Annotated in this window: 21 protein-coding genes; 8 read left to right on the top strand and 13 right to left on the bottom strand. The window is 52.8% G+C overall.

What is annotated here, in order from left to right:
* The first annotated feature begins 57 nt into the window (after positions 1-57).
* On the top strand, positions 58-2,754 hold the full coding sequence (locus ACZ41M_RS11090; RefSeq protein WP_464731118.1) for a 4-alpha-glucanotransferase: 2,697 nt from the start codon (positions 58-60) through the stop codon (positions 2,752-2,754).
* Between the two features lie 43 nt (positions 2,755-2,797).
* Here the strand turns inward: ACZ41M_RS11090 and ACZ41M_RS11085 are convergent, their stop codons facing one another.
* The 8 genes from ACZ41M_RS11085 to dnaJ all read right to left on the bottom strand — a co-directional run bounded on the left by ACZ41M_RS11085 (position 2,798) and on the right by dnaJ (position 10,572).
* Complete coding sequence (locus ACZ41M_RS11085) at positions 2,798-3,130, bottom strand: capsular polysaccharide export protein, LipB/KpsS family (RefSeq protein ID WP_464737506.1); 333 nt, start codon at positions 3,128-3,130, stop codon at positions 2,798-2,800.
* 57 nt (positions 3,131-3,187) lie between these two features.
* Positions 3,188-4,006: an integrase core domain-containing protein gene (locus ACZ41M_RS11080; RefSeq protein WP_464730411.1), complete on the bottom strand. Its 819-nt coding sequence runs from the start codon at positions 4,004-4,006 to the stop codon at positions 3,188-3,190.
* Between the two features lie 122 nt (positions 4,007-4,128).
* Positions 4,129-4,935, bottom strand: a complete 807-nt coding sequence (istB, locus tag ACZ41M_RS11075) for an IS21-like element helper ATPase IstB (protein ID WP_464730363.1) — start codon at positions 4,933-4,935, stop codon at positions 4,129-4,131.
* Positions 4,925-5,473 carry a Mu transposase domain-containing protein gene (locus tag ACZ41M_RS11070; RefSeq protein WP_464731119.1) on the bottom strand — a complete coding sequence of 183 codons (549 nt, stop codon included), beginning with the start codon at positions 5,471-5,473 and terminating at the stop codon, positions 4,925-4,927. Before ACZ41M_RS11070 ends, istB (ACZ41M_RS11075) begins: the two co-directional genes overlap by 11 nt.
* 2 nt (positions 5,474-5,475) lie before the next feature.
* Positions 5,476-6,587, bottom strand: a protein-coding gene (locus ACZ41M_RS11065) for an IS3 family transposase (protein ID WP_464731120.1) whose coding sequence is annotated in 2 segments (ribosomal slippage) — positions 5,476-6,338 and positions 6,338-6,587 — 1,113 coding nt in all. Because the reading frame shifts where the segments join, the coding sequence is not laid out codon by codon here.
* Positions 6,588-6,839: 252 nt separating this feature from the next.
* The gene (gene istB, locus ACZ41M_RS11060) at positions 6,840-7,646 is read right to left on the bottom strand and encodes an IS21-like element helper ATPase IstB (RefSeq protein ID WP_464730363.1); all 807 of its coding nucleotides are present in this window, start codon (positions 7,644-7,646) and stop codon (positions 6,840-6,842) included.
* Positions 7,636-9,147 carry an IS21 family transposase gene (gene istA, locus ACZ41M_RS11055; RefSeq protein ID WP_464730362.1) on the bottom strand — a complete coding sequence of 504 codons (1,512 nt, stop codon included), beginning with the start codon at positions 9,145-9,147 and terminating at the stop codon, positions 7,636-7,638. Before istA ends, istB (ACZ41M_RS11060) begins: the two co-directional genes overlap by 11 nt.
* A gap of 291 nt (positions 9,148-9,438) precedes the next feature.
* Positions 9,439-10,572, bottom strand: coding sequence for a molecular chaperone DnaJ (gene dnaJ, locus ACZ41M_RS11050; RefSeq protein ID WP_464731121.1), 1,134 nt, complete (start codon positions 10,570-10,572; stop codon positions 9,439-9,441).
* Positions 10,573-10,754: 182 nt separating this feature from the next.
* Between dnaJ and ACZ41M_RS11045 the strand changes: the two genes are divergently transcribed.
* A complete protein-coding gene (locus ACZ41M_RS11045) occupies positions 10,755-11,411 on the top strand; it encodes an FABP family protein (protein ID WP_464731122.1) in 657 nt (218 codons plus the stop codon).
* Between the two features lie 25 nt (positions 11,412-11,436).
* Positions 11,437-11,784: a zinc ribbon domain-containing protein YjdM gene (locus ACZ41M_RS11040; RefSeq protein ID WP_464731123.1), complete on the top strand. Its 348-nt coding sequence runs from the start codon at positions 11,437-11,439 to the stop codon at positions 11,782-11,784.
* Positions 11,785-11,858: 74 nt separating this feature from the next.
* Here the strand turns inward: ACZ41M_RS11040 and ACZ41M_RS11035 are convergent, their stop codons facing one another.
* The 3 genes from ACZ41M_RS11035 to trmB all read right to left on the bottom strand — a co-directional run bounded on the left by ACZ41M_RS11035 (position 11,859) and on the right by trmB (position 15,062).
* A complete protein-coding gene (locus ACZ41M_RS11035) occupies positions 11,859-12,926 on the bottom strand; it encodes a hypothetical protein (protein WP_464731124.1) in 1,068 nt (355 codons plus the stop codon).
* A 38-nt stretch (positions 12,927-12,964) separates the two neighbouring features.
* The gene (gene ubiM / locus ACZ41M_RS11030; RefSeq protein WP_464731125.1) at positions 12,965-14,155 is read right to left on the bottom strand and encodes a 5-demethoxyubiquinol-8 5-hydroxylase UbiM; all 1,191 of its coding nucleotides are present in this window, start codon (positions 14,153-14,155) and stop codon (positions 12,965-12,967) included.
* A gap of 169 nt (positions 14,156-14,324) precedes the next feature.
* Entirely contained in the window at positions 14,325-15,062 is a 738-nt protein-coding gene (trmB, locus tag ACZ41M_RS11025) for a tRNA (guanine(46)-N(7))-methyltransferase TrmB (protein ID WP_464731126.1), read from the bottom strand.
* Positions 15,063-15,386: 324 nt separating this feature from the next.
* Here trmB and ACZ41M_RS11020 point away from each other — a divergent pair, with 324 nt between their 5' ends.
* The 4 genes from ACZ41M_RS11020 (at position 15,387) to ACZ41M_RS11005 (ending at position 19,802) form a co-directional block, all read left to right on the top strand.
* Entirely contained in the window at positions 15,387-15,809 is a 423-nt protein-coding gene (locus tag ACZ41M_RS11020; RefSeq protein ID WP_464731127.1) for a PTS sugar transporter subunit IIA, read from the top strand.
* A 76-nt stretch (positions 15,810-15,885) separates the two neighbouring features.
* On the top strand, positions 15,886-16,155 hold the full coding sequence (locus ACZ41M_RS11015) for an HPr family phosphocarrier protein (protein WP_464731128.1): 270 nt from the start codon (positions 15,886-15,888) through the stop codon (positions 16,153-16,155).
* A 37-nt stretch (positions 16,156-16,192) separates the two neighbouring features.
* Complete coding sequence (gene ptsP, locus ACZ41M_RS11010) at positions 16,193-17,986, top strand: phosphoenolpyruvate--protein phosphotransferase (protein WP_464731129.1); 1,794 nt, start codon at positions 16,193-16,195, stop codon at positions 17,984-17,986.
* Between the two features lie 55 nt (positions 17,987-18,041).
* Positions 18,042-19,802: a glutamine--tRNA ligase/YqeY domain fusion protein gene (locus tag ACZ41M_RS11005; RefSeq protein ID WP_464731130.1), complete on the top strand. Its 1,761-nt coding sequence runs from the start codon at positions 18,042-18,044 to the stop codon at positions 19,800-19,802.
* A 72-nt stretch (positions 19,803-19,874) separates the two neighbouring features.
* Here ACZ41M_RS11005 and ACZ41M_RS11000 read toward each other — a convergent pair whose 3' ends face one another.
* Positions 19,875-20,081, bottom strand: coding sequence for a heavy-metal-associated domain-containing protein (locus ACZ41M_RS11000; protein ID WP_464731131.1), 207 nt, complete (start codon positions 20,079-20,081; stop codon positions 19,875-19,877).
* A gap of 183 nt (positions 20,082-20,264) precedes the next feature.
* Positions 20,265-21,209, bottom strand: coding sequence for an IS30 family transposase (locus tag ACZ41M_RS10995; protein ID WP_464730024.1), 945 nt, complete (start codon positions 21,207-21,209; stop codon positions 20,265-20,267).
* A gap of 166 nt (positions 21,210-21,375) precedes the next feature.
* Here ACZ41M_RS10995 and hemE point away from each other — a divergent pair, with 166 nt between their 5' ends.
* A complete protein-coding gene (hemE, locus tag ACZ41M_RS10990) occupies positions 21,376-22,470 on the top strand; it encodes a uroporphyrinogen decarboxylase (protein ID WP_464731132.1) in 1,095 nt (364 codons plus the stop codon).
* Positions 22,471-22,753: the final 283 nt, after the last annotated feature.

Genomic DNA, 22,753 nt, shown 5'->3' with positions numbered 1-22,753 from the left:
ATAGGCCTTTTTGCTTTTGCTATAATGCGCTCATTCTTTCTGAACAAGCCGCGCATAATGACCCTCACTTTCACACTCCGCTACGCCACCCAGTTTGGCGAACACATCTGCCTTCATCTCTCTCAAAATGGCGTGACACGCGTGATACCCATGCGGTTTGTGGATACGCAGAGTTGGCGCATTGAGTTAGACACGCCGATACACAATCTCGAATACCACTTCAGTATCCGCGATGATTCGGAGCAAACCTTGCGCGAGGAGTTTCATTCGCGAACGCTGACGTCTTTGCCCGTAGCACATCAGACGACGCTGCATTTGATTGACGCATGGGATATGCCGAACTTTCCTGAGCATTTTTTGGTCAATAAAGTGCTGGAGAACACCCGCTCGGATGTAGCCGCGCTTGCGCCATCGAGCTTATCCAGCGCAACACATCTGTTCGAAATCAGAGTGCCGCTGTACGAGCGGCATCAGCAAGTATGTTTGCTGGGTGCTCATGAGGCTTTGGGCCATTGGGACACGGAGTGTTTCATTCCTTTGCAACAGGTCGCAGCGGGCGTGTGGCAAACGGCGCTGGATTTGAGCGCATTCAACGGTACGTTGGCGTATAAATATGGTATTTTTGATTCGCTCACGGGGCGATTTGTGTCCTTTGAAACAGGGGAAAATCGCTCCATTGTCATCAGTCATTCAGACGATGCACTGACCATCGTGCGTGATTTGGGTTATCGTTTTTTACCCGAACAATTGTGGCGCGCCGCCGGTGTAGCGATTCCGATATTTTCACTGCGCAGCCGCAATGCTTTGGGCAGCGGCGAGTTTGCGGATTTGAAATTACTGGGGGATTGGGCGAAAAGCGTCGGCCTGTCGCTGATTCAAGTGCTGCCGATCAATGACAGCTCGGTGAACTACTCTTGGGACGATCAATTTCCGTATTCGGCCATTTCGGTCTATGCGCTGCACCCGCAATACGTGTCGATACGCGATTTGCCGTATACGCTGACGACACAGGAGCAAACAGAATTTGTCGCGGAGCAAGCAGCACTCAATGCCTGCGAAACCATCGATTTTGAACGCATGATTTGGGTGAAGTGGCGCTTGCTGCGCTCGATTTTTACACGCCATCAAGCGCAGATGATGAGCGATGCGGCATTCGCACAGTTCATTGACGAACGCGCGTTTTGGCTCAAGCCGTATGCGGTGTTTTGCACGCTGCGCGATCAGTATGGCACGGTGGATTTCACGCATTGGGGCGCGGATGCGCACTACTCATCCGCACGCTGCGATGCCTTGTTTAACCCCGCTCACCCACAGTTTGACGAGGTGATGCTGCACTGTTTCGTGCAATATCATTTGCATTTACAACTGGTCTCAGCGGTGAATTATTTACATCAGCTTGGCGTGTCGCTCAAAGGCGATCTGCCGATTGGCGTGCGCCGTCACAGCGTCGATACATGGGTCGAGCCGCAGTGGTTCGGCATGGATTTTCAAGCAGGTGCGCCGCCGGATATGTTTTCGGATTTGGGGCAGAATTGGGAGCTACCAACGTACGAATGGGCACGCATGCGCGCCGATGACTACGGCTGGTGGCGTAAGCGCATGGCCGCGCTGTCGCAATATTTTGATGCCATGCGCATCGATCACGTCTTAGGCTTTTTCCGCATTTGGCGTATTTCGAGCGAGGCGACGCAAGGTTTATTGGGCTATTTTTATCCGGCCTTGGGCGTAACCACGACTGAGCTGGCCGAACGCGGCATAGAATTTGATCCGCAACGTGACTGCGCGCCGTATATCCGTCAGCAGTGGCTCGAAAGCTTGTTTGGTGCCGATACGGACGCGGTGATTGCACAGTATTTGCAGATCGAAACCAACGCGGCTGCAGATGTGGACGCACGGTATGCATTCAAAGCCGAATTCAATACGCAGCGCAAAATCGTTGACCACTTCAAAACGCAGCCCAACAGTACGGGCAATACCGAATTACAGTCCAAGCTGCTGTCACTGCATACCGAAGTATTGTTTATACGCGAGCAAACGGATGCGGGCGTCGTGTATCACCCGCGCTTTAACATTGACAAGACGCAGGCCTTTTTATCGCGCACGCAAGCGCAACGAGATCAGCTGTTCGCGCTGTATGTTGATTATTTCTTCGTGCGGCAAGAGGCGCTTTGGCGCGCCAGTGGCATGGAAAAACTACCTGCGCTGCAAAGCGCCACGGACATGCTGATTTGCGCCGAGGATTTGGGCTTGGTACCCGATTGCGTACCGCAGGTATTGGACGAATTGGGTATCGTTGCGCTGAAAATCCAACGCTCGCCCAAAGAACACATTCCATTTTACGATCCGAAAAACATCGGCTATATGAACGTCACCACCACCTCCAGCCACGACAGCAGTACCCTGCGGCAATGGTGGACGGAAAACCCAAGCCTGACGCAGCAATATTATGACCAGCAACTGCAACGAACGGGCGCGGCGCCGAGCGAATTGACGCCTGCGTTGGCCGAGCAAATCGTGCGCCAAAACCTGCAATCACCGGCAATGCTGACCATTTTCCCGCTGCAAGATTGGCTGGCAACCTCCGCGCAGCTGCGCCGAGCGAATGCCAATGCCGAACGCATCAACAACCCTGCCGATCCGGCGCAACGCTGGGCCTATCGCATGCATATTGAATTGGAAGAGTTACTCCAGGCCGACGAGTTCAACCAGGATGTGGCGCACTGGATTGCGCTATCGGAACGACAAGTTCCGTGAAAGAAGCGCGCGTTTAAACGCGCGCATTGATACTCGATATCGCTCAGCGCTCGGACCAAAACGCTTTCGCCAGAATCATGGCTTTGCGCCACTGACGACGCACAAAGCCGACACGCAAACGCCCAAGCCCACCCGATTCGGACAAACGCTCACGCTCTTTCAATAGCGTATTGAGCGTCGCCTCGCAGGTCGTATAGCCCTTCAGCTCCCAATCGTAATAAATCGGATAATGCAACAACGCACCGGCGACCAACTCATCCAAACTCAATATCCGTTTACGCCGATCCGCCTCAAACGCCGCGCCACGATCCTGAGTCAGCCCCCAACCCGCATAAAATGGCCGCCCATACACCACCACCCGCTTGCCACTGTAAATCGCACAGTAAAATTGAGCCAGATGACGGAGTAAAGTAGAGCCACTGAGCTGTAAGAATTAATCGGGTTGTTTACAGTTTGTTTGATAAAAGTAATTTTGTAGTATCTCGTAGGGGGTTAAGTTATTTAATGATTTGTGAGGTTTAACGGTATTGTAAAAGTTAATGAAGCGATTAAGTTCAATTTGTCGGTGCAACGGGTCTTTAAATTGAATTTTCTCGTGCCACATTTGCATCAAGGTACGAATGACTCGCTCAGCTTTGCCATTGGTTTGAGGTCTGGCGATGCGAGTAAAGCGCTGCCCGATGTTGTGCTGTGCGCAGGCTTGAACAAATGCGTGATGGGGTGTACCTCTATACTCCTTGCCGTTGTCTGAGTAAATGTAGTCTATCTCATAAGGGCATTGAGCCAGCAGATGTTCCATCAGGAACTGCGCAGAACTGAATTGGGTTTTATCGGGCAGGATGGCGGCGTAGAGTTCGCGCGAGTAGTCGTCTATCGCGACGAACAGATATTCGCGAGGTTGCGTGTTGTTTTGCCCTTTGATTAGGGGCAGACGTTTGGTGTCAACATGTACCATTTCGCCGGGATAGGATTTGTTATACCTTTGAGCTTCACGCTTGAGTCGAGCTTGGATACTCAACTCAATTTTAGCCAATCGTTTAAGCCCATATTGGATCGAACGATAGCGAGCATTGGTGCTGTCGCTCGGTGCAAATTGTTGTAAACGCGCTTTTTTCAGCGCTGAATAGATGGTAGGGCGACTTACTCGGTAGTGTTCTGCCAAGTGCGTCACCTTCCATTGTCGACCTTGATATAAGCGCCATATTTCCTCTCGGTCTAACGGGGTTAGGCGGACTCGTTTGTGCATATTCATTTCAGTATTTTCTCCGAAAATACTGTAAACAACGCGTTAATTTTTTACAACTGAGCATTAAAAAAAATAGACCGAAGTCCTCGTAGAGGATTGTATCGTAAATCCCGATATCATAAACTCAATCAACCGTCCAAATTAGCCTCCTTATCATTTTTGCGTCGTTTACGCGCCTCAAGTCGGTAGCTATCACCATTCATTTCAAGGATATGAGCATGATGTGTGAGTCTGTCGAGCAAAGCGCCAGTCAAACGCTCGGAACCAAACACCGAAGTCCATTCATCAAACGGCAAGTTACTGGTGACCAATGTTGCCCCTTGCTCATAGCGTCGGCTAAAAACCTCGAACAACAACTCAGCACCCACAGCGGTAAACGGCACATAACCCAACTCATCAACAATCAGCAATTGCACTCGCGCCAATTGTTTTTGCAAAGCCCGTAAACGCCGCTCATCCCGCGCCTCCATCAGCTCATGCACCAACGCGGCAGCGGTACTGAAGAAGACCGAATGATTCTTCTGGCAAGCCGCCAATCCCAATGCCAGAGCGGTATGGGTTTTACCCGTCCCCGCATTGCCCAAAGCAATCACCGACTCACGCTGTTCAATCCACTCGCAACGTGCCAATTCAAGCACCAATGATTTGTTCAAGCTCGGAATCGCCTTAAAGTCAAACGTGTCCAGCCCTTTGACTTGCGGAAACTTGGCTTGGCGAATTCGCCTCTCGATGTTGCGCCGCTCGCGGTCGATGTGTTCGAGTTCGCACAGGCGCAGTAAGTAACGCTGATAGTCCACATCGCCTTGAGCGCATTCAAGTGCCACCTTCTCGTGTTCGCGTACAAAGGTGGGCAAACGCAGTTGCTTCAAATGGTGGTTGAGTAATACGGCTGGCGGCACAGAGGTTTCCATCGTTGACAATTGATTAAGCGACATGGCGCACCTCCTGTGTCAACAGGCTCATGTAAGCACGGGTATCAGTCGTGCCCACCGATGCTTGTGGTACGTGTGGATAAGCCGATAGATTCAAACGTGGCTGACGACGCTCATGCTTGGCCAATACCAAATGTTTGACCGCATCATAACTGATGGTGGACAAACGCAAAGATTCCTCAACCGCAACGGCGACTTCTTCCTCACCAAAGTCTTCAAGCAATCGCAATACCTGAATGTACTCACGCCGTCCCCCATTGCCCAAACGAGCTTCCATCAACCTGCGCAGTCGCTCGAAGTCCTCTGGCAAAGCCCAACCGTGTAACGGTGCAGCTTGATTGAGTGCATTCGGCTTGGTTTCGAGTAAAGCCAGATAATGCAAAGGGTTATAGACAAACTGCGCTTTGCCATAATTGCGCTCATGCACGGCAATCACCTTGGCTGCGTGACCAATCACGACTCTGTCCACATAACCACGCACCTGCACGGTTTGATAGGCATATTCGGTCGGAACCGAATAGTCGTTGTGTAACCCTCCCACTTTCAGTCACACTGTAAATTAGAGTTTTGTGGTTTGTTAACTGTATCCAAATACTCCCAAGGCGTCAAATTTCCAAGGGATTCATGAGGACGTTCTTCGTTGTACTCGCGTATCCAATCATCGGTGAGTTCGCGTACCTGACTCAAGCTCTTGAACACATACATGTTCAGAATTTCATCCCGATAGGTGCGATTAAACCGCTCAACAAACGAATTCTGGGTGGGTTTGCCGGGTTGGATGAATTCCAAATGGATGCCATGTGTCTCAGCCCAATCCGCCAATGCGGTGGAAATGAACTCGGGCCCATTGTCCATACGAATCTGCTTCGGATAGCCACGCCATGCAATGATACGCTCCAATACCCGAATCACCCGTGGTGCGGGTAGATTGAGGTCAATCTCAATGGCTAAAGCTTCGCGGTTAAAGTCATCCACCACGTTGAATGTACGAAACCTTCGGCCACATTGCAGCGAATCGCTCATAAAGTCCATCGACCAACTTTGGTTAATGATGCTGGGAACGGACAACGCTTCTGGATTGCGGCTGGGCAGACGTTTCTTGCCACGACGACGCAGGTTTAGATTCAGTTGGCAATAGAGCCGATGTACCCGTTTGTGATTCCATGTATGACCTTGCCGGCGCAGAATATGCAAAAGCTTGCCAAAGCCGTAGGCGGGATAACGCTCAACCGCAGCTTGTATCCCCGCAATCACCACTTCGTCTTTACCCGCAATGGGCTGATAACGATAACTGGAGTGACTGATACCCATTAACCGACAGGCACGGCGCACACTGCTGTCATGCTCACTGCGAGCATAGTCCACCAGTTCACGCCGAATACCTGCCGTTAGAGCTTTTTTTCGACAATGTCTTTCAGGATGCGGTTGTCCAAACACAGCTCGGCATACATCTGTTTGAGCCGGCGGTTCTCGTCTTCCAGTTCTTTTAAGCGTTTGATGTCCGAGGCTTGCATACCGCCGTACTTGCTTTTCCAGTTGTAGTAGGTGGCCTCAGATATACCGTACTCCCGACAAACTTCTTTGACTAGTCGACCTGATTCGACTTCTTTCAGGATCTTAACAATCTGCGTTTCTGTAAACCGTGATTTCTTCATCTTCATTCTCCGTTTGTTTAAATCTTACCGGAAAACTCTAGTTATCAATGTGATTGTTTTTGGGGAGGGTTACACAACAAAGACTGTTAAAAAAATTGACAATTAACTAGATAAATGATATAAAATAAACGTGTAAATCGCACAGTAAAATTGAGCCAGATGACGGAGTAAAGTAGAGCCACTGAGCATTAAAAAAATAGACCGAAGTCCTCGTAGAGGATTGTATCGTAAATCCCGATATCATAAACTCAATCAACCGTCCAAATTAGCCTCCTTATCATTTTTGCGTCGTTTACGCGCCTCAAGTCGGTAGCTATCACCATTCATTTCAAGGATATGAGCATGATGTGTGAGTCTGTCGAGCAAAGCGCCAGTCAAACGCTCGGAACCAAACACCGAAGTCCATTCATCAAACGGCAAGTTACTGGTGACCAATGTTGCCCCTTGCTCATAGCGTCGGCTAAAAACCTCGAACAACAACTCAGCACCCACAGCGGTAAACGGCACATAACCCAACTCATCAACAATCAGCAATTGCACTCGCGCCAATTGTTTTTGCAAAGCCCGTAAACGCCGCTCATCCCGCGCCTCCATCAGCTCATGCACCAACGCGGCAGCGGTACTGAAGAAGACCGAATGATTCTTCTGGCAAGCCGCCAATCCCAATGCCAGAGCGGTATGGGTTTTACCCGTCCCCGCATTGCCCAAAGCAATCACCGACTCACGCTGTTCAATCCACTCGCAACGTGCCAATTCAAGCACCAATGATTTGTTCAAGCTCGGAATCGCCTTAAAGTCAAACGTGTCCAGCCCTTTGACTTGCGGAAACTTGGCTTGGCGAATTCGCCTCTCGATGTTGCGCCGCTCGCGGTCGATGTGTTCGAGTTCGCACAGGCGCAGTAAGTAACGCTGATAGTCCACATCGCCTTGAGCGCATTCAAGTGCCACCTTCTCGTGTTCGCGTACAAAGGTGGGCAAACGCAGTTGCTTCAAATGGTGGTTGAGTAATACGGCTGGCGGCACAGAGGTTTCCATCGTTGACAATTGATTAAGCGACATGGCGCACCTCCTGTGTCAACAGGCTCATGTAAGCACGGGTATCAGTCGTGCCCACCGATGCTTGTGGTACGTGTGGATAAGCCGATAGATTCAAACGTGGCTGACGACGCTCATGCTTGGCCAATACCAAATGTTTGACCGCATCATAACTGATGGTGGACAAACGCAAAGATTCCTCAACCGCAACGGCGACTTCTTCCTCACCAAAGTCTTCAAGCAATCGCAATACCTGAATGTACTCACGCCGTCCCCCATTGCCCAAACGAGCTTCCATCAACCTGCGCAGTCGCTCGAAGTCCTCTGGCAAAGCCCAACCGTGTAACGGTGCAGCTTGATTGAGTGCATTCGGCTTGGTTTCGAGTAAAGCCAGATAATGCAAAGGGTTATAGACAAACTGCGCTTTGCCATAATTGCGCTCATGCACGGCAATCACCTTGGCTGCGTGACCAATCACGACTCTGTCCACATAACCACGCACCTGCACGGTTTGATAGGCATATTCGGTCGGAACCGAATAGTCGTTGCAGCGATAGCGCACCAATGACAGCGAACTGACTTTGGTGGATACCGATTCACACGCATCGAACGGCACGTCGCTCAACGGCAAGAAATGTGCTTTGTCTGCCTGCAACCGTGCGCCAATCGTCCCCGAATGTCCACGCAATACAGCCTTTAGCCGCCGCTCGCATGCCTCTTGTAAACGCACATTGAGCTCATCAAGGGATTGCACACGTGGCATCGGCACTAGAAAGTTACGGCGACTATAGCCCACAATGCCTTCCACCTTTCCCTTGTCATTGCCACGCGCAGGTCGTCCGAAGCGCGTATCAAACAGATAATGACAGTGTAGACGTTTGAACGCATCGGTGAGCGTGCGCTCTTTGGTTTGTTTGTTGATACTCGACACCAACATCTTGCTGTTGTCGTACAGAATCGATTGCGGAATGCCGCCCAACCAAGCAAATGCGCTGACATGGCCATCGAGCCATGCCTCTGTGGTCTCGGCTGGGTAAACCTTCACATAGAATGCATCAGAATGCGGTAATGACAGGCAAAAGTAATGCACGCGCGTCTTGCAGCCGCGATAGATGATGTCGGTCTCGCCAAAGTCTGCTTGCGCTTGACCCGCTGGATGATGCAAAGGCATAAACACCTCTCGCATCCGTAACTGTTGTTTCATGACATAGCTGCGCACAATCGTATAGCCACCCGTAAAACCGTGCTCGTCTCGCAATCGTTCCAAGATTCGTTTGGCGGTGTGGCGCTGCTTCTTGATGACCAATTTGTCGTCTTCGAGTATCTGGTCAATGATGCCCGTAAATGCATCCAGCTTGGGGGAAACGGGGGCCGCTTTGCGGCGATAACCAGGTGGCAGATGGTGTTTGACCATCTTGGCGACCGTGTTGCGTGATAATCCTAATTCTTGAGCCACCGAGCGGCGACTGCGACCTTCTATCAGCACAGCTCGTCTGACTTGTGCGTATGTGTCCACTGTAAACATCCTTATTGCGCTTCCTTTGCTCTTCTAAAAGCAAAGTCTAACGCGCTTAACAGTGGCTCACTTTTACTCCGCGTTTTTTAAACATACTGCGCGGTAAGTGGCTCAGTTTTAAAGTGTCATTTACACATCTTTAGACGAATTCTGGCAGATCGCAGAAACATTCAAACCCGATCCGATCTACGTACATCAATATTTAAACTACCTCTCACAGCATACCCAACACAACGGCAGTTTTTATCGAAAAATACCGGACTGCGACCAAAAAACAGGCGTTCTATGGTCGCAAACCGATTAATTAAAAAAACCTTTTACCTTGTCAAACCAGCTTTTCGCTTTTGGATTGTGCTTCTCGCCTCCGGCTTTTAGGCTTTCATCGAGCCGCTGAACCAGTTCTTTTTGCTCCGAAGTCAATTTGACCGGCACTTCGAGTTCTACGTGGACGTAGAGATCGCCGACCGTTGAGGCGGAGCGCACATGCGGCATACCTTTACCACGCAGACGGAACACTTGGCCGGTTTGCGTGCCTTCGGGAATACTCATGCTGGCTTTGCCGTGCAGGGTTGGGACTTCAATTTCACCGCCCAGAGCCGCTTGGGTAAAGGCCAGCGGAATGGTGCAGTGCAAGTCTGTACCGTCGCGTTCAAACACCGGATGGCGCTTGATGTGAATTTCGACGAACAAATCACCCGCCGGCCCGCCGTTCACGCCCGGCTCGCCTTTGCCGGCGTTGCGAATGCGCATGCCGTCTTCAATCCCCGCCGGAATATTGACTTCGAGGGTCTTTTGAGTTTTGACTTTGCCTTGTCCTTGGCATTTTTTACACGGCGATGGGATGTGTTTGCCCGTGCCATGACAGGTTGGACAGGTCTGCTGCACAGAGAAAAAGCCTTGCGACATGCGCACTTGGCCTTGTCCTTTACAGGTTGGACAGGTTTCCGCGCTGGTTCCCGGTTCCGCGCCGGAGCCGTGGCACACATCACACTCTTCCCAACTCGGTACGCGAATTTGCGTCACTTTGCCATTGGCGGCGTCTTCCAAGCTGATTTCCATGGTGTAACGTAAATCGGAACCTCGATAAACCTGCGGCCCGCGTTGACGCCCCCCCATTCCACCGAAGATATCGCCGAAGATATCGCCGAAATCGCCAAACGGGCTGCCGCCGCCAAAACCACCGCCGAATCCGCCCGCGCCCATATTCGGGTCAACGCCTGCGTGGCCGTATTGATCATACGCCGCACGTTTATCGGGGTCAGAGAGCATTTCATAGGCTTCTTTCACCTCTTTGAATTTTTCTTCCGCCGATGGATTGTCCTGATTGCGATCCGGATGATATTTCATCGCGAGCTTGCGATATGCTTTTTTAATTTCGTCGTCCGTGGCGTTGCGCGCCACATCAAGGGTTTCGTAATAATCTTTTTTTGCCATAATTGCGTCTTTGCCTTGGATTCGGCGCTCATGCAAAGCGCCGCGTTGAATTCATGATAGCGCAATGATGGGGACGTTTTACCCAAATACAAGAGGCAAGCAACACTTTTTCCACACAGTTTATTTTTGTGCAAAGGCGCGTTTCGTGCGAAAATAACACCATTACCACCAAGGAGAACTTCATGAGCGATTTTCCAAAAGATATTTATACCGAACCCTATCCCGTGGATGTGGACACCCTGAAAAATCTGGGACCTTTGACCGCGATGGCGGGCATTTGGGAAGGCGAACGCGGTCTGGACGTCAAGCCAAAAGCGGAAGGCCCGAAAAAGCAGGCGTACGTTGAACGCATTGAGCTGCAACCGATCGACCCGCAAACCAACGGCCCGCAATTATTCTATGGTTTGCGCTACCATGTCCACATCACCAAGCCCGATCAGGTCAAAACCTACCACGATCAAGTGGGTTATTGGCTGTGGGAGCCAGCCACGCAAACGGTGATTCACACTTTGACCATTCCGCGTGGGCAAGCTCTGATGGCCGGCGGCACGGTCGCACCAGATGCCAAGGAATTCGAGCTGGTCGCGCGCCAAGGCGATCCGTACTATGGCATCAACTCGAACCCATTCTTGGAACACGCGTTCAAAACCATCGAGTTCCGCATTAAAGTATTTATCAACGACGACGGCACATGGGGCTATGACGAAGACACGGTAATGCTGATTCAAGGACAAACCGAACCATTCCACCACACCGATCGCAATATTCTGCGCAAAGTCGGCGAGCCGACGCCGAATCCGCTGGCATTGGCAGCTCAGACCGCGGGCGCATCGATTTAATAAGTCCATAAAGCAAAGGAACACAATGCCGAATACCATCCCAGCCTGCCCCGTTTGCGGCATGGAAAACACCTACTCCGACGGTGAACAGTACATTTGTCCGGATTGCACGCATGAGTGGCCACTCACTGCCGATACCGCTGGCGATGACGATGCGCCGCGCGTGGTCAAAGACGCCAATGGACAGGTTTTACAAGACGGCGATACCGTCACCGTCATCAAAGACCTGAAAGTCAAAGGCTCGTCCTTGGTCGTCAAAGTCGGCACGAAGGTGAAAAACATCCGCTTGGTGGACGGCGATCACGATATTGATTGCAAAATCGACGGCGTTGGACAAATGGGTTTGAAATCACAGTTTGTCAAAAAAGCCTAACGTTTCAATCCATAGCAAAAGCGGCCTGCACAATCGCAGGCCGCTTTTTATTGATTCGAACCAAAAACCCAAACTCATTCACGCCGATTGCCCGACCACACATTCTCCGCGCCCCAGTCCAGCGTTGACCACCAGATTGAACGATTGAGCCAAATATTATTCTGAACCACATTGCGATCGGCAAAATCGCCATCATCCGCGCTGCTACCCAAAGAATAACCGCTGTCAGCAGCGCAATACGAACGCCATCCCGCCCAACCCGCGCGCGAGCCGACCCATACCGCCGGTCGCCAACCCCAAGCAGCGCGATAATCAAAGGTATTGCCCTCGATCCGATTGAACTGCGGCGCTTGATGCCGCACCGTGCCGCCCTCGCCGCAATTGCGGTACAGATAAATTCCGCCCTTGACTGGCGAAACGAAGCGATTCCGCGCAATCAAATTGTGCGCCGAGCCATCCACTGCCAGCAGTTCGCGCCGCGTCTGGGTGTCAATCACCGTATCGCTCAACTCGGTATGCGCCGACTCCGCATCCAAATATACCGCCGTGGATGACGAACGTCCGGTGACTTTTGAATGTCGCACCGCCGTGTACGTCACGCCCGGCGCGATGTACAACGGGATGGTACCGCGCCCTTGGAAAACCACATTGTCAAACTGCGTATCGACTGGAGCCGCAGTCTGTGCGCGCTCGGTATGCCCCGCAGTCAATGATGACTGACGCACGGCTTCGGCTTGACCATTGATGCCCATACCGACGATGCGTGTACCACCGACGACCGTACAATTTTTCACCTGCACGTGTCGCGGCGCCGACCACGAGCCATCGCTGTTGCGACGCGATTGAATGAGTAATGAATATGGCTCCGCCTCAGGCGCAACGATCATGCCGCCCGCGCAGTCCAGCACGAGCCCCGAAGCCTCTTCGCCCGCTATGACCACGCGCCGCGCGATGATGGCGTCGGCAGATAAAGTGAGTGAACACTTCAAATTCAAATCCGTGGTGTCGGTATTGTGGCGAATCTGCTCGACTTGCGTCGGCTCGCACATCGGCGCCGCCTGTGCGTGAGCACTCGAAATACCCCAAATGCTGCAAGCGCCCCAAGCGCCCAATAAAAATGCGCCAATCCGTGTTGATTTCACCGATTGACGCCAATTCAATCTATTCAAACCGCTGTTCATCAACCCGTCAACTGATGGCTGATGAGTTTTTTCACCGGCATGAGCACATCCGAGACGCGCAAAACCGCCGTGCGCAGCAATTTCGCCGGTGGCGTTTCGTTGGTGAACAGTTTCACCACAAAATTCGTGCCGTGGTAAATCGGGCGGGTTTTGAGCTGATGTTTGCGATCGTATTGTTGCAGCAGCGTAGGTGTGCCGATGTCGCGCCGTTGACGGTGCGCCGATTTGATCAAATCACTCAAAATGGCTTGGCTTGACAGGCCGAGGTTAAACCCGTGTGCGGTTACGGGATGCATACCGACTGCCGCGTCACCGATCAGCGCAAAGCGGGTGCTGTAAAAACGGCGTGCATGCGTACCAACCAGCGGATAGCGATGGCGTGGACTCACCACTTTCACGTCGCCCAAGCTGTGGTTGACGCGCTCGGCAATGTCTTGCGCCAGCGCCTCATCGTCCAAATCCAAAACCTGATGCGCCAATTGCGTGTCAATCGTAATCACCGCGCTGGACAGGTTCTCGGTCAAGGGCAAAATCGCCAAAGTACGACCGTAGTGGAAGCATTCAAACGCGGTGTTTTCATTGCTCGCCGTGTGTTCAAAACGCAGCGCAATCACGGTGCGGCCAAAATCGTGCATATCGACCGGAATGCCCATCTGCTGGCGCGTGGTGGAGAAACGCGAATCCGCCGCCACGACCAGCGCGGCAGTCAATTTTTCACCGGAGGTCAAAACGACGTGCGCTTGCTCAGGCGTCGCACCGACGGTTTGTACCTTTTGCTCGGTGAACCAAGTCAAATTCGCTTGATGCTCAACCTGTGAATAAACGGATTGGCGGATGTGGTGATTGGAAATCAAATAGCCCAGCGTGTCGGCCGGTTTGCCGCGCGCTTTATCCGGCGTTTCAAAATGCAGTTCAAATGGCGACGTACCATCCACTACCTTGGCCGAGCGCAGGAAGAAAATCTCGCCTTCCGGCACCGCATCCCACGCCCCCATTTCCTGCAACAATTCCTTGGAGTAATGCGTCAACGCGATTTCACGGCCATCGGGCGGTGGATTTTTCAATGTTTGCTCGCTCGCGGGATCGATGATCGCCACTTTGAGCGTCGTACCCGCCAATGAGCGCGCCAAGCTTAACCCAGCAGGCCCTGCGCCAATGATAATCACGTCGTATGCGTTTGAATGAGCCATGACTCACACCCCCAATGGATAATCAGATAATCACTATTCAGTTGATTTTGTAAAAAAAGAAACAGCGCCATTGTAGGCCGAATATGCCCATTTCGCAAATAATCCTAAAGACGGGGGCGGGATTCGATGCCTGATTAAAGACTACGGACGAGGCTGACGGACGACTGATTCAAGGGCAACACAAGGGCAACCTTGACGGTAGCTCAAACCGACACACAAACAGCGGCTCGCCACGCGCATGATACTTGCGCTCAAACGGCGTGATTGGCTCGATAATCGGTAACTGCCCGATGCTTTCCGGCTCAACACCCGTCACATGGCGCACAGCAAATGCAAACTCACGCACATACACCGGCCAATTGCTGCGACATTCCAACGTACCGCCCAGCGCGACCATCGTGGGAAACACCGCATGGCCGTGCCAACGTCGTTGCAAATGGCCGATTTTCGGCCACGGATTGGGATAAAGAATGAAATGTTTGTACAGCCGCTCGCCACGCCGCGCCAGCTCATCGTGCAACAGTCGCCAAAAATCAACCAAATCGGCGCGTATCCAGATGAAATTATCCGGCATTTGATCGCGCCACCAACTTTTATGCGTCGTCAAACGATCCTCAGACTGATCCACGCCCACCACAAAGGCCTGCGGATGCGCGCGCGCAATGTGCAGTGTGGACTCACCTACGCCACAACCAGCGTCCACAATCAACGGCGCAAATTGACGCTCCGCCCACGCCTGCATGAACTGCGCAAATGCCGCACGGTTATACTCGGTATACGGCTTTTGAAACGCCGTGCCCTGATGACGCGCCAGCACACGCGGCAAATCGCTGTGGATATCGCTTTGCGCACTGCGGATGTTCGGGTTATCCGACCAATCGCCCATATTGGAAGAGGAGTTATTCATAAAAGCCGTGGAATTTGAGTCATCATAAGAGCCGAATTATTCCACATCCGCGCCGAGGCTGACAAACAAAGTCCGAATCAAACCGACATTAGGCTCATCAAGCACCTATCAGCCACATATATGGGCTGCCAACACGCGCCGCACTTGAACTTTTCATACAGATGCCGCATATTATCTATATCTAAACCTAATATCATCCGCAAAGGTTCACGCGCGCGCGGATTCAGGCTAAAATGCAGTGTTTGTTGATGGCGAGACATAGGCACGCCATCCATTTGCTTAACAGTCGGTTGGCACAGCCATCATCGCAATGGATTTATCGATATGATCGGGATATTAATCATCACCCACGCACCGCTCGGACAGGCGTTTTTAGAGACCTTGGCGCACGTGCACAAGCACGAACCGGAAGCGGTGATCGCGCTGGACGTGGTGGCGGATGAGGATGTGCACGCGGTGGCACAGCGCGCCATGCAGGCAGTTGATCAATTGAACGACGGCGACGGCGTGCTGGTGGTGACCGATGTGTGCGGGGCAACACCGGCGAACTGCGCGGTGCGCCTGATCGAACAGCAGCCGCACACCGAGCTGGTCTACGGCGTGAGTTTGCCGACCTTGTTGCGCGCGCTCAATTACCGCCATCTGCCGCTGACCGAATTGGCTCAAAAAGCAATTGAAGGCGGTCAGCGCGGCTTGTTTGCCTATGAACGCAGCCATGAGCAGGCAAACGATCCGGCAAAACCATAAAACCCAACAGCGCAACGCGGTCATTCGTGCGCTGAAGCATTAACTGATTTGAGTCTATTTGAATAAGGAACCACCCATGGTCCAAGCAGAAACCACCATTATCAATAAACTCGGCCTGCACGCGCGCGCGTCGGGCGTGTTGACCCAAACCGTCACACCGTTCAAAAGCGAGGTTTGGATCACGCGCAACGGTCGCCGCGTCAATGCCAAATCGATCATGGGCGTGATGATGCTCGCCGCCGGTATCGGCTCCACCGTGACGATTGAGGCCGACGGCGAAGACGAGCAAGAAGCGCTGGACGCCGTGTTGGCCATCATCGCCAACAAGTTCGGCGAAGACGAATAAGCGCCGGTTAACACCCATCAACCTCAGAAAGCCAACAGTGACCTTCAGCATCCACGGCATCGGCGTCAGCGAAAAAGTTGCGATTGGACGAGCGCATCTGCTCTCGCACGTCAGCTTGGAGGCGCAACACTTCCTGATTGCAGCCGATCAAGTGGATGACGAGTTGCAACGCTTTTTAGCCGCGATCAAAACCGTGCAGGACGAATTTACCGACCTACACAATCAACTGGACGACGACGCACCGGTCGAAATGAGCGCGATGCTCAGCGTACACAGCATGATTGCGCAAGACGAATTGATCGTCCAAGCGACACAAGCGTTAATCACACAAAAACGCTACAACGCCGAGTGGGCGCTGTCCGAACAGGTGCATGAGCTGATGGCACAGTTTGACGCGTTTGAAGACGAATACCTGCGCGAACGCAAGCAGGACGTGATGCAAGTCGGCACGCGCATCATGCGCGCGCTGCGCGAACGCAACCGTCTGGTGTGCGAGATTCCGCAGGCATTTGACGCCGAAATGATTTTGGTCGCGCACGACATCGCGCCGGCGGATATGCTGCAATTCAAAGACCGCTCGCTGGGCGGCTTCATCACCGACACCGGCGGGCCGAACAGCCACACCGCGATTGTCGCGCGTGGCTTGGGTTTACCCGCCGTCGTCTCCACCGGACAGGCGCGCGCCATCATCCGCCAAAACGAATGGGTGATTGTCGATGGCGTGAATGGCGTGGTACTGGTCAACCCCGACGAACTGATTCTCTCACACTACCGACAGGTACAGCAGGCGCAGATCGCGCAGGAGCAACTGCTGGCGCAATTGATCGGACGCGAAGCCGTAACCCTCGATGGCAAAGCCATCAAGCTGCTGGCCAATATCGAATCACCGTCCGACATCCCGCGTCTGAAGGCCGTCGGCGCAGACGGCGTGGGATTATTCCGCACCGAATACCTGTTCATGAACCGCAAAGACTTGCCCGACGAAACCGAGCAATTCGAGTTTTACAAAAACGCGGCGGTGGCGATGGAGGGCAAACCGCTCACCATCCGCACGCTGGACATCGGCGCGGACAAAGCCCTGTCCACCGACGATTACGAAACACCGATGAATCCGGCGCTCGGTCTGCGCGCCGTGCGCTACTGTCTGGCCAACCCGAAAATGTTTCTCACGCAAATCCGTGCGATTTTGCGCGCGTCGCATTACGGCTCGATCAAACTCTTGATTCCGATGGTCAGCGGCGTGGAGCAACTGCAACAAACCTTGCACCTGATCGAAAAAGCACGCCAGCAACTGCGCGAGGCGGATATCCCGTTTGACGAGCAGCTACCGATCGGCGTCATGATCGAGATTCCATCAGCAGCCTTGATTTTGCACGCGCTGCTGCCGATGCTCGATTTCGTCTCCATCGGTACGAACGATCTGACACAGTACACCCTCGCCGTGGATCGCGGTGACGCGGATGTCGCGCACCTGTACGAAGAACTGCATCCGGCGGTGTTGCAACTGATTATTTTCACCATTCGCGCCGCACAAACGGCCAGCAAACCAGTCTCGATCTGCGGCGAAATGGCGGGCAATGCCAAGCTCACACGTCTGTTGTTAGCAATGGGCTTGGACGAATTTTCCATGCAGCAGGCGCAACTGCTGCCGGTCAAAGCGAAAATCCTCAACGCCTGCACCGAACAAGCGCAGCCGTATTTGGATCAGGTGCTGAGTAGCTACGAAATCGCGCAGATCAAACAGCACATCCGCACGCTCAATGAAGTACCCATGCAGGCCGAACAGCCTGAAAGCGTAGCGCAGACACCCGCACAAGCCACCCTACACTAATCTCATTCGCGCTCATCCCATCGATCAGCGCATAACACCGAAGCAGAAAGTCATTATGTCCACCGTAGCAAACAAAGCCATGAATCCGATTGAAACCGAAGTCACATCCAACTTCATTCGCCAAAAAATCGACACGGAAACCGCCGCAGGCAAATATGCGAATCGCACGGATGCCAACGGTCGTCCCCTGCCAATCGTCATCACCCGCTTTCCGCCCGAGCCGAACGGCTATCTGCACATCGGTCACGCAAAAAGCATTTGTCTGAATTTCGGTCTGGCGCAAAGCTACGGCGGGCGCTGCCACCTGCGTTTTGACGACACCAACCCCGAAAAAGAATCCATCGAATACGTGAATTCGATCAAAGACATGGTGCACTGGCTCGGCTTTGACTGGACCGACGAATATGGTGAAGAACATCTGTACTACGCCTCGGACTACTTTGAACAACTCTATCAATTCGCCGAAAAACTGATCGAAGCCGGTCACGCCTACATTGACTCGCAGGACGCCGACACCATCCGCGCGCAACGCGGCCAACTGCACGAAGCCGGCCAAAACTCGCCCTACCGCGACCGTCCGGCAAGCGAGAGCCTCGATATTTTCCGCCGCATGCGCGCGGGCGAATTCCCCGAAGGCGCGCATGTGCTGCGTGCGAAAATCGACATGGCCGCCTCCTTCATCGTCATGCGCGATCCGGTGATTTACCGCATTCGCTACGCGCACCACCACCGCACCGGCGACACATGGTGCATCTATCCGATGTACGACTTCACCCACTGCATTTCCGATGCGCTGGAAAAAATCACCCACTCACTGTGCACGCTCGAATTTGAAAACAACCGTCCGCTGTACAACTGGGTGCTGGAGCGTCTGGTCGAGGTCGGCGTGTTTGAACAACCGCTGCCCGAGCAAACCGAATTTGCCCGAATGAACCTGACCTACGCCATCACCAGCAAACGCAAACTGCTGCAACTGGTTGAAAACCACCACGTTGACGGCTGGGACGACCCGCGCATGATGACGTTGGTCGGCGTGCGTCGTCGTGGCTTCACACCCGAAAGCCTGCGCCTGTTTGCCGAGCGCATCGGCGTATCCAAAGCCGACTCATGGATTGAAATGGGCGTATTGGAGCAAGCCGTGCGCGACGACCTGGATGCCAAAGCGCCGCGCGCCGTGGCTGTGTTAAAACCACTCAAACTCATCATCGACAACTACGCCGAAGGCCAAACCGAGTTGTGCCACGCGCCCGTACATCCGCACCACCCTGAAATGGGACAACGCGAGTTCCTGTTCGCACGCGAGCTGTGGATTGAGCAAGACGACTTCATGGTCGAACCGATCAAAGGCTTTTTCCGCCTGTTCGTCGGCAACAAAGTGCGTCTGCGTCACGGTTTCGTGATCGAATGCACGGGCTTTGATACCAACGACGCGGGCGAAGTGATTGCGGTACACGCCAACTACTTCCCCGACTCAAAAAGCGGCACCGAAGGCTCGAACAACTACAAAGTCAAAGGCAACATCCACTGGCTGTCCGACGCATCGTCCATCCCGTGCGAAATCCGCGTGTACGATCGCCTGTTCAACGATCCGCACCCCGATGCGGGCGGCAAAGATTTCCTCGCCGCGCTCAACCCCGACTCCAAACACACCAGCCAAGGCTTCGTGGAAAGCGGTCTGGCCAACACCGCGCCCGAAACGCATTTCCAATTCGAGCGTCATGGCTACTTCGTCACCGACCAAAAAGACAGTCAACCCGGCGCGTTGGTATTCAATCGCATTGTCAGCTTGAAAGACGGCTGGACAGCGAAGAAATAATTCGTATCGCCAATCCAAACAAAAGGGTGCTCATACAAGCACCCTTTCTTTTCGACGTTATTGAGCGCCCTCTTAATTCATGGCCTCAATTTTAAAATTTGTCCCTGCCAAGGCATTTTGAAGCTCAGGCAATTGCGCCGAGCCGCTGACCACGGCGCGCGGCGGCATGAGTTGAACCCGAACACTGTCAACGCCCGCTACGGCGGATAAAGTGGTTTGTACGCGCGTCACGCAGTGCTGGCAGGTCATCCCGCTGACCACATAAGTTTGTTCGCTCATTTGTGCATCCTTTCATGAAAATCAATTGTTGCCCTTTGGTTTTTTCACCTCGCATTGTACTCAAAATTAGGGCACTTGCGTGCGCCATGCCAAGCCCAACCATGCGTTAAACGAGATCGCCGTACGTCCAGCCCATAGATTTTGAATTTCATGTCGATACATTGGTACAATGTTACGGTGAATTCAAGCACGAAGTGCAACGCTGTTAAAAAGACTTGCAGGAGAAATAAACCCATGCCGTTTACGCGGTCGGTTGTTTAATTTCTGCATGATTGTATCCAAGAAATCGGCATCGATGTGCGCCATCGAAGCCTTTTTGGGAATGTATTGCCGAATCAAACCGTTTGTATTCTCATTTGAACCGCGTTGCCAAGAACAGTATGGTTTAGCAAAGTAAGTCGTGCATCCAATCGCTTGGTCAATCAAGGCATGGTCTGCAAACTCTTTGCCATTATCGAATGTGATGGTATGGACATGTTCCTTGAATGGTGTGAGCAATTCTATGCAGGCTTTTCGCACCAACTCGGCGGTTTTGCGTTCAACCTTGGCGATGAGGGTCAAGCCAGTCATGCGCTCCACCAATGTGACGATGGCTTGTTTGTGATGTGCGCCAATGACTGTATCACCTTCCCAGTGTCCCAGCTCTTCACGGGTCTCAACGCTGGCAGGTCGTTCGCTGATGTCGCGTCGGTTGGGTATTTGCCCTCGGGTTGAGTAGGATTTGCCATAGGCTTTACGCCGCTTTTTGGCACAGCGCAGTTGTTTGTAAAGTTGTCCGCCTTGGTTCTTGTCTGCTCTGACGCGACTATAAATGGTGGTGTGACTAATCGGTAACGCCGCAGCAATTTGCTCTGGTGACCATTCGTCGTTTAGGTATTGGGTGGCAACGTTGAATATATCTGAGCTGATGCGCTTCGCATTTCGGCTATTCAGAGCACGAAGTTCGGACAGGGTTTGAGCGCGTTTTGGACGGTAGCCACGCTTGCTGCGATTGCGTTGCAATTCTCGCGAAATGCTCGATTTGTTTCGCCCTATCGCTTCGGCGATGGCTTTTAGTCTGTGTCCGCTTGCGCTCATGTTCGCTATGATGTTACGCTCTGTTTGGTTGAGGTGGGTGTACTGTGTCATGGCAACTTTCTATTGGCGTAGAGAGGGTCAAGTGTACTCACCTTGACTTCTCTTACCGATTTTTTTGTTGCACTTCGTACTTTAATTTAAGTACCTTTACCTGATTGCCATGGGTGTTGTATCCATGCGCGCAAGTTTGACATCCTATTTTGAGAAAGTTGGCCTCATGACCACATTTGCTCCCCTTCAAAACGATACGTTTTTGCGCGCATTGCGCCGCGAGCCCACCGAATACACGCCGATTTGGCTGATGCGTCAAGCGGGACGCTATTTGCCGGAATACCGCGCCACGCGCGCGCAGGCCGGCAGCTTCATGCAACTGGCGCAGAATCCTGAGCTGGCCACCGAGGTCACGCTTCAACCCATTGACCGCTACAACTTGGACGCGGCGATTTTGTTCTCCGACATTTTGACCGTACCGGACGCGATGGGGCTGGGTTTGCGCTTCGTGGAAAATGAGGGGCCGAAATTCGACCGTCCATTGCAAGATGAAGTCGCCGTACAGCGCCTCGAAGTACCTGACATGGCGAAATTGCAATATGTCTTTGACGCAGTGACGCAAATTCGCAAATCGCTCAATGGCCGCGTACCGCTGATCGGTTTTGCCGGCAGTCCGTATACCATCGCCTGCTATATGGTGGAGGGCGGCAGCTCTAGCGATTTTCGCACGATCAAAACCATGATGTATTCGCGCCCAGACCTGTTGCACCACATTTTGTCGGTGAATGCGCACGCCACTGCGTCGTATTTGAACGCACAAATCGCCGCCGGCGCGCAGGCGGTCATGCTGTTTGACACATGGGGCGGCTCACTCTCGCACCGCTGTTATCAAGAGTTTTCACTGGCGTATATGCGTCAGGTCGTGGCGCAATTGAACCTCGCAGTGGACGGCAAAGAGGACGGCGCGAAAATCCCCGTGATCGTATTCACCAAGGGCGGCGGCCAATGGCTCGAAGCCATGTGCGACATCGGTGCGAATGCGCTCGGCCTGGATTGGACGACCAATTTGGCACAAGCCAAGGCACGCGTGGGTGACCGCGTGGCTTTGCAAGGCAACATTGACCCGTCGATCTTGTTCGGCAGCGAAGCGGTGATTCGCCAAACGGTACGCCAAATATTGGACGAATACGGCGCGGATGTCGGCCATGTATTCAATCTGGGACACGGCATTTCGCAATTCGTCAACCCAGACGCAGTGACTGTCTTGGTCGATGAGGTGCATCGTTATAGCCGCAGTCAGCGCGAAGCCAAAAAAGACTGAGCAAAGCAATCAAAGCGGCTATCTATATTGAATAAGGGTGAAACAGATGGATGCCGCTTTGAGCCGAGTTGTACACAAAGTTATCCACAGCCGAATCACGGATGTAGACACTTGATATGACAGGCGTTTTGGAGGTTCGTCGAGGAGTTACCCAAAAAGTAACGGCTTACATGGGTGGATAACCCGTCGCACAGTACGGCGCTTTGCGGGCGATGCAAATTAAGATCTAATATACTGTTTTTATTCAATATTTTTAAACCATTCGATTGACCCGGATATTGTT

It is taken from the genome of Puribacter membranae (assembly GCF_055380425.1).
Note: the sequence above shows the minus strand (reverse complement) of the source record. Positions and strands in the feature narration are given on the sequence as shown.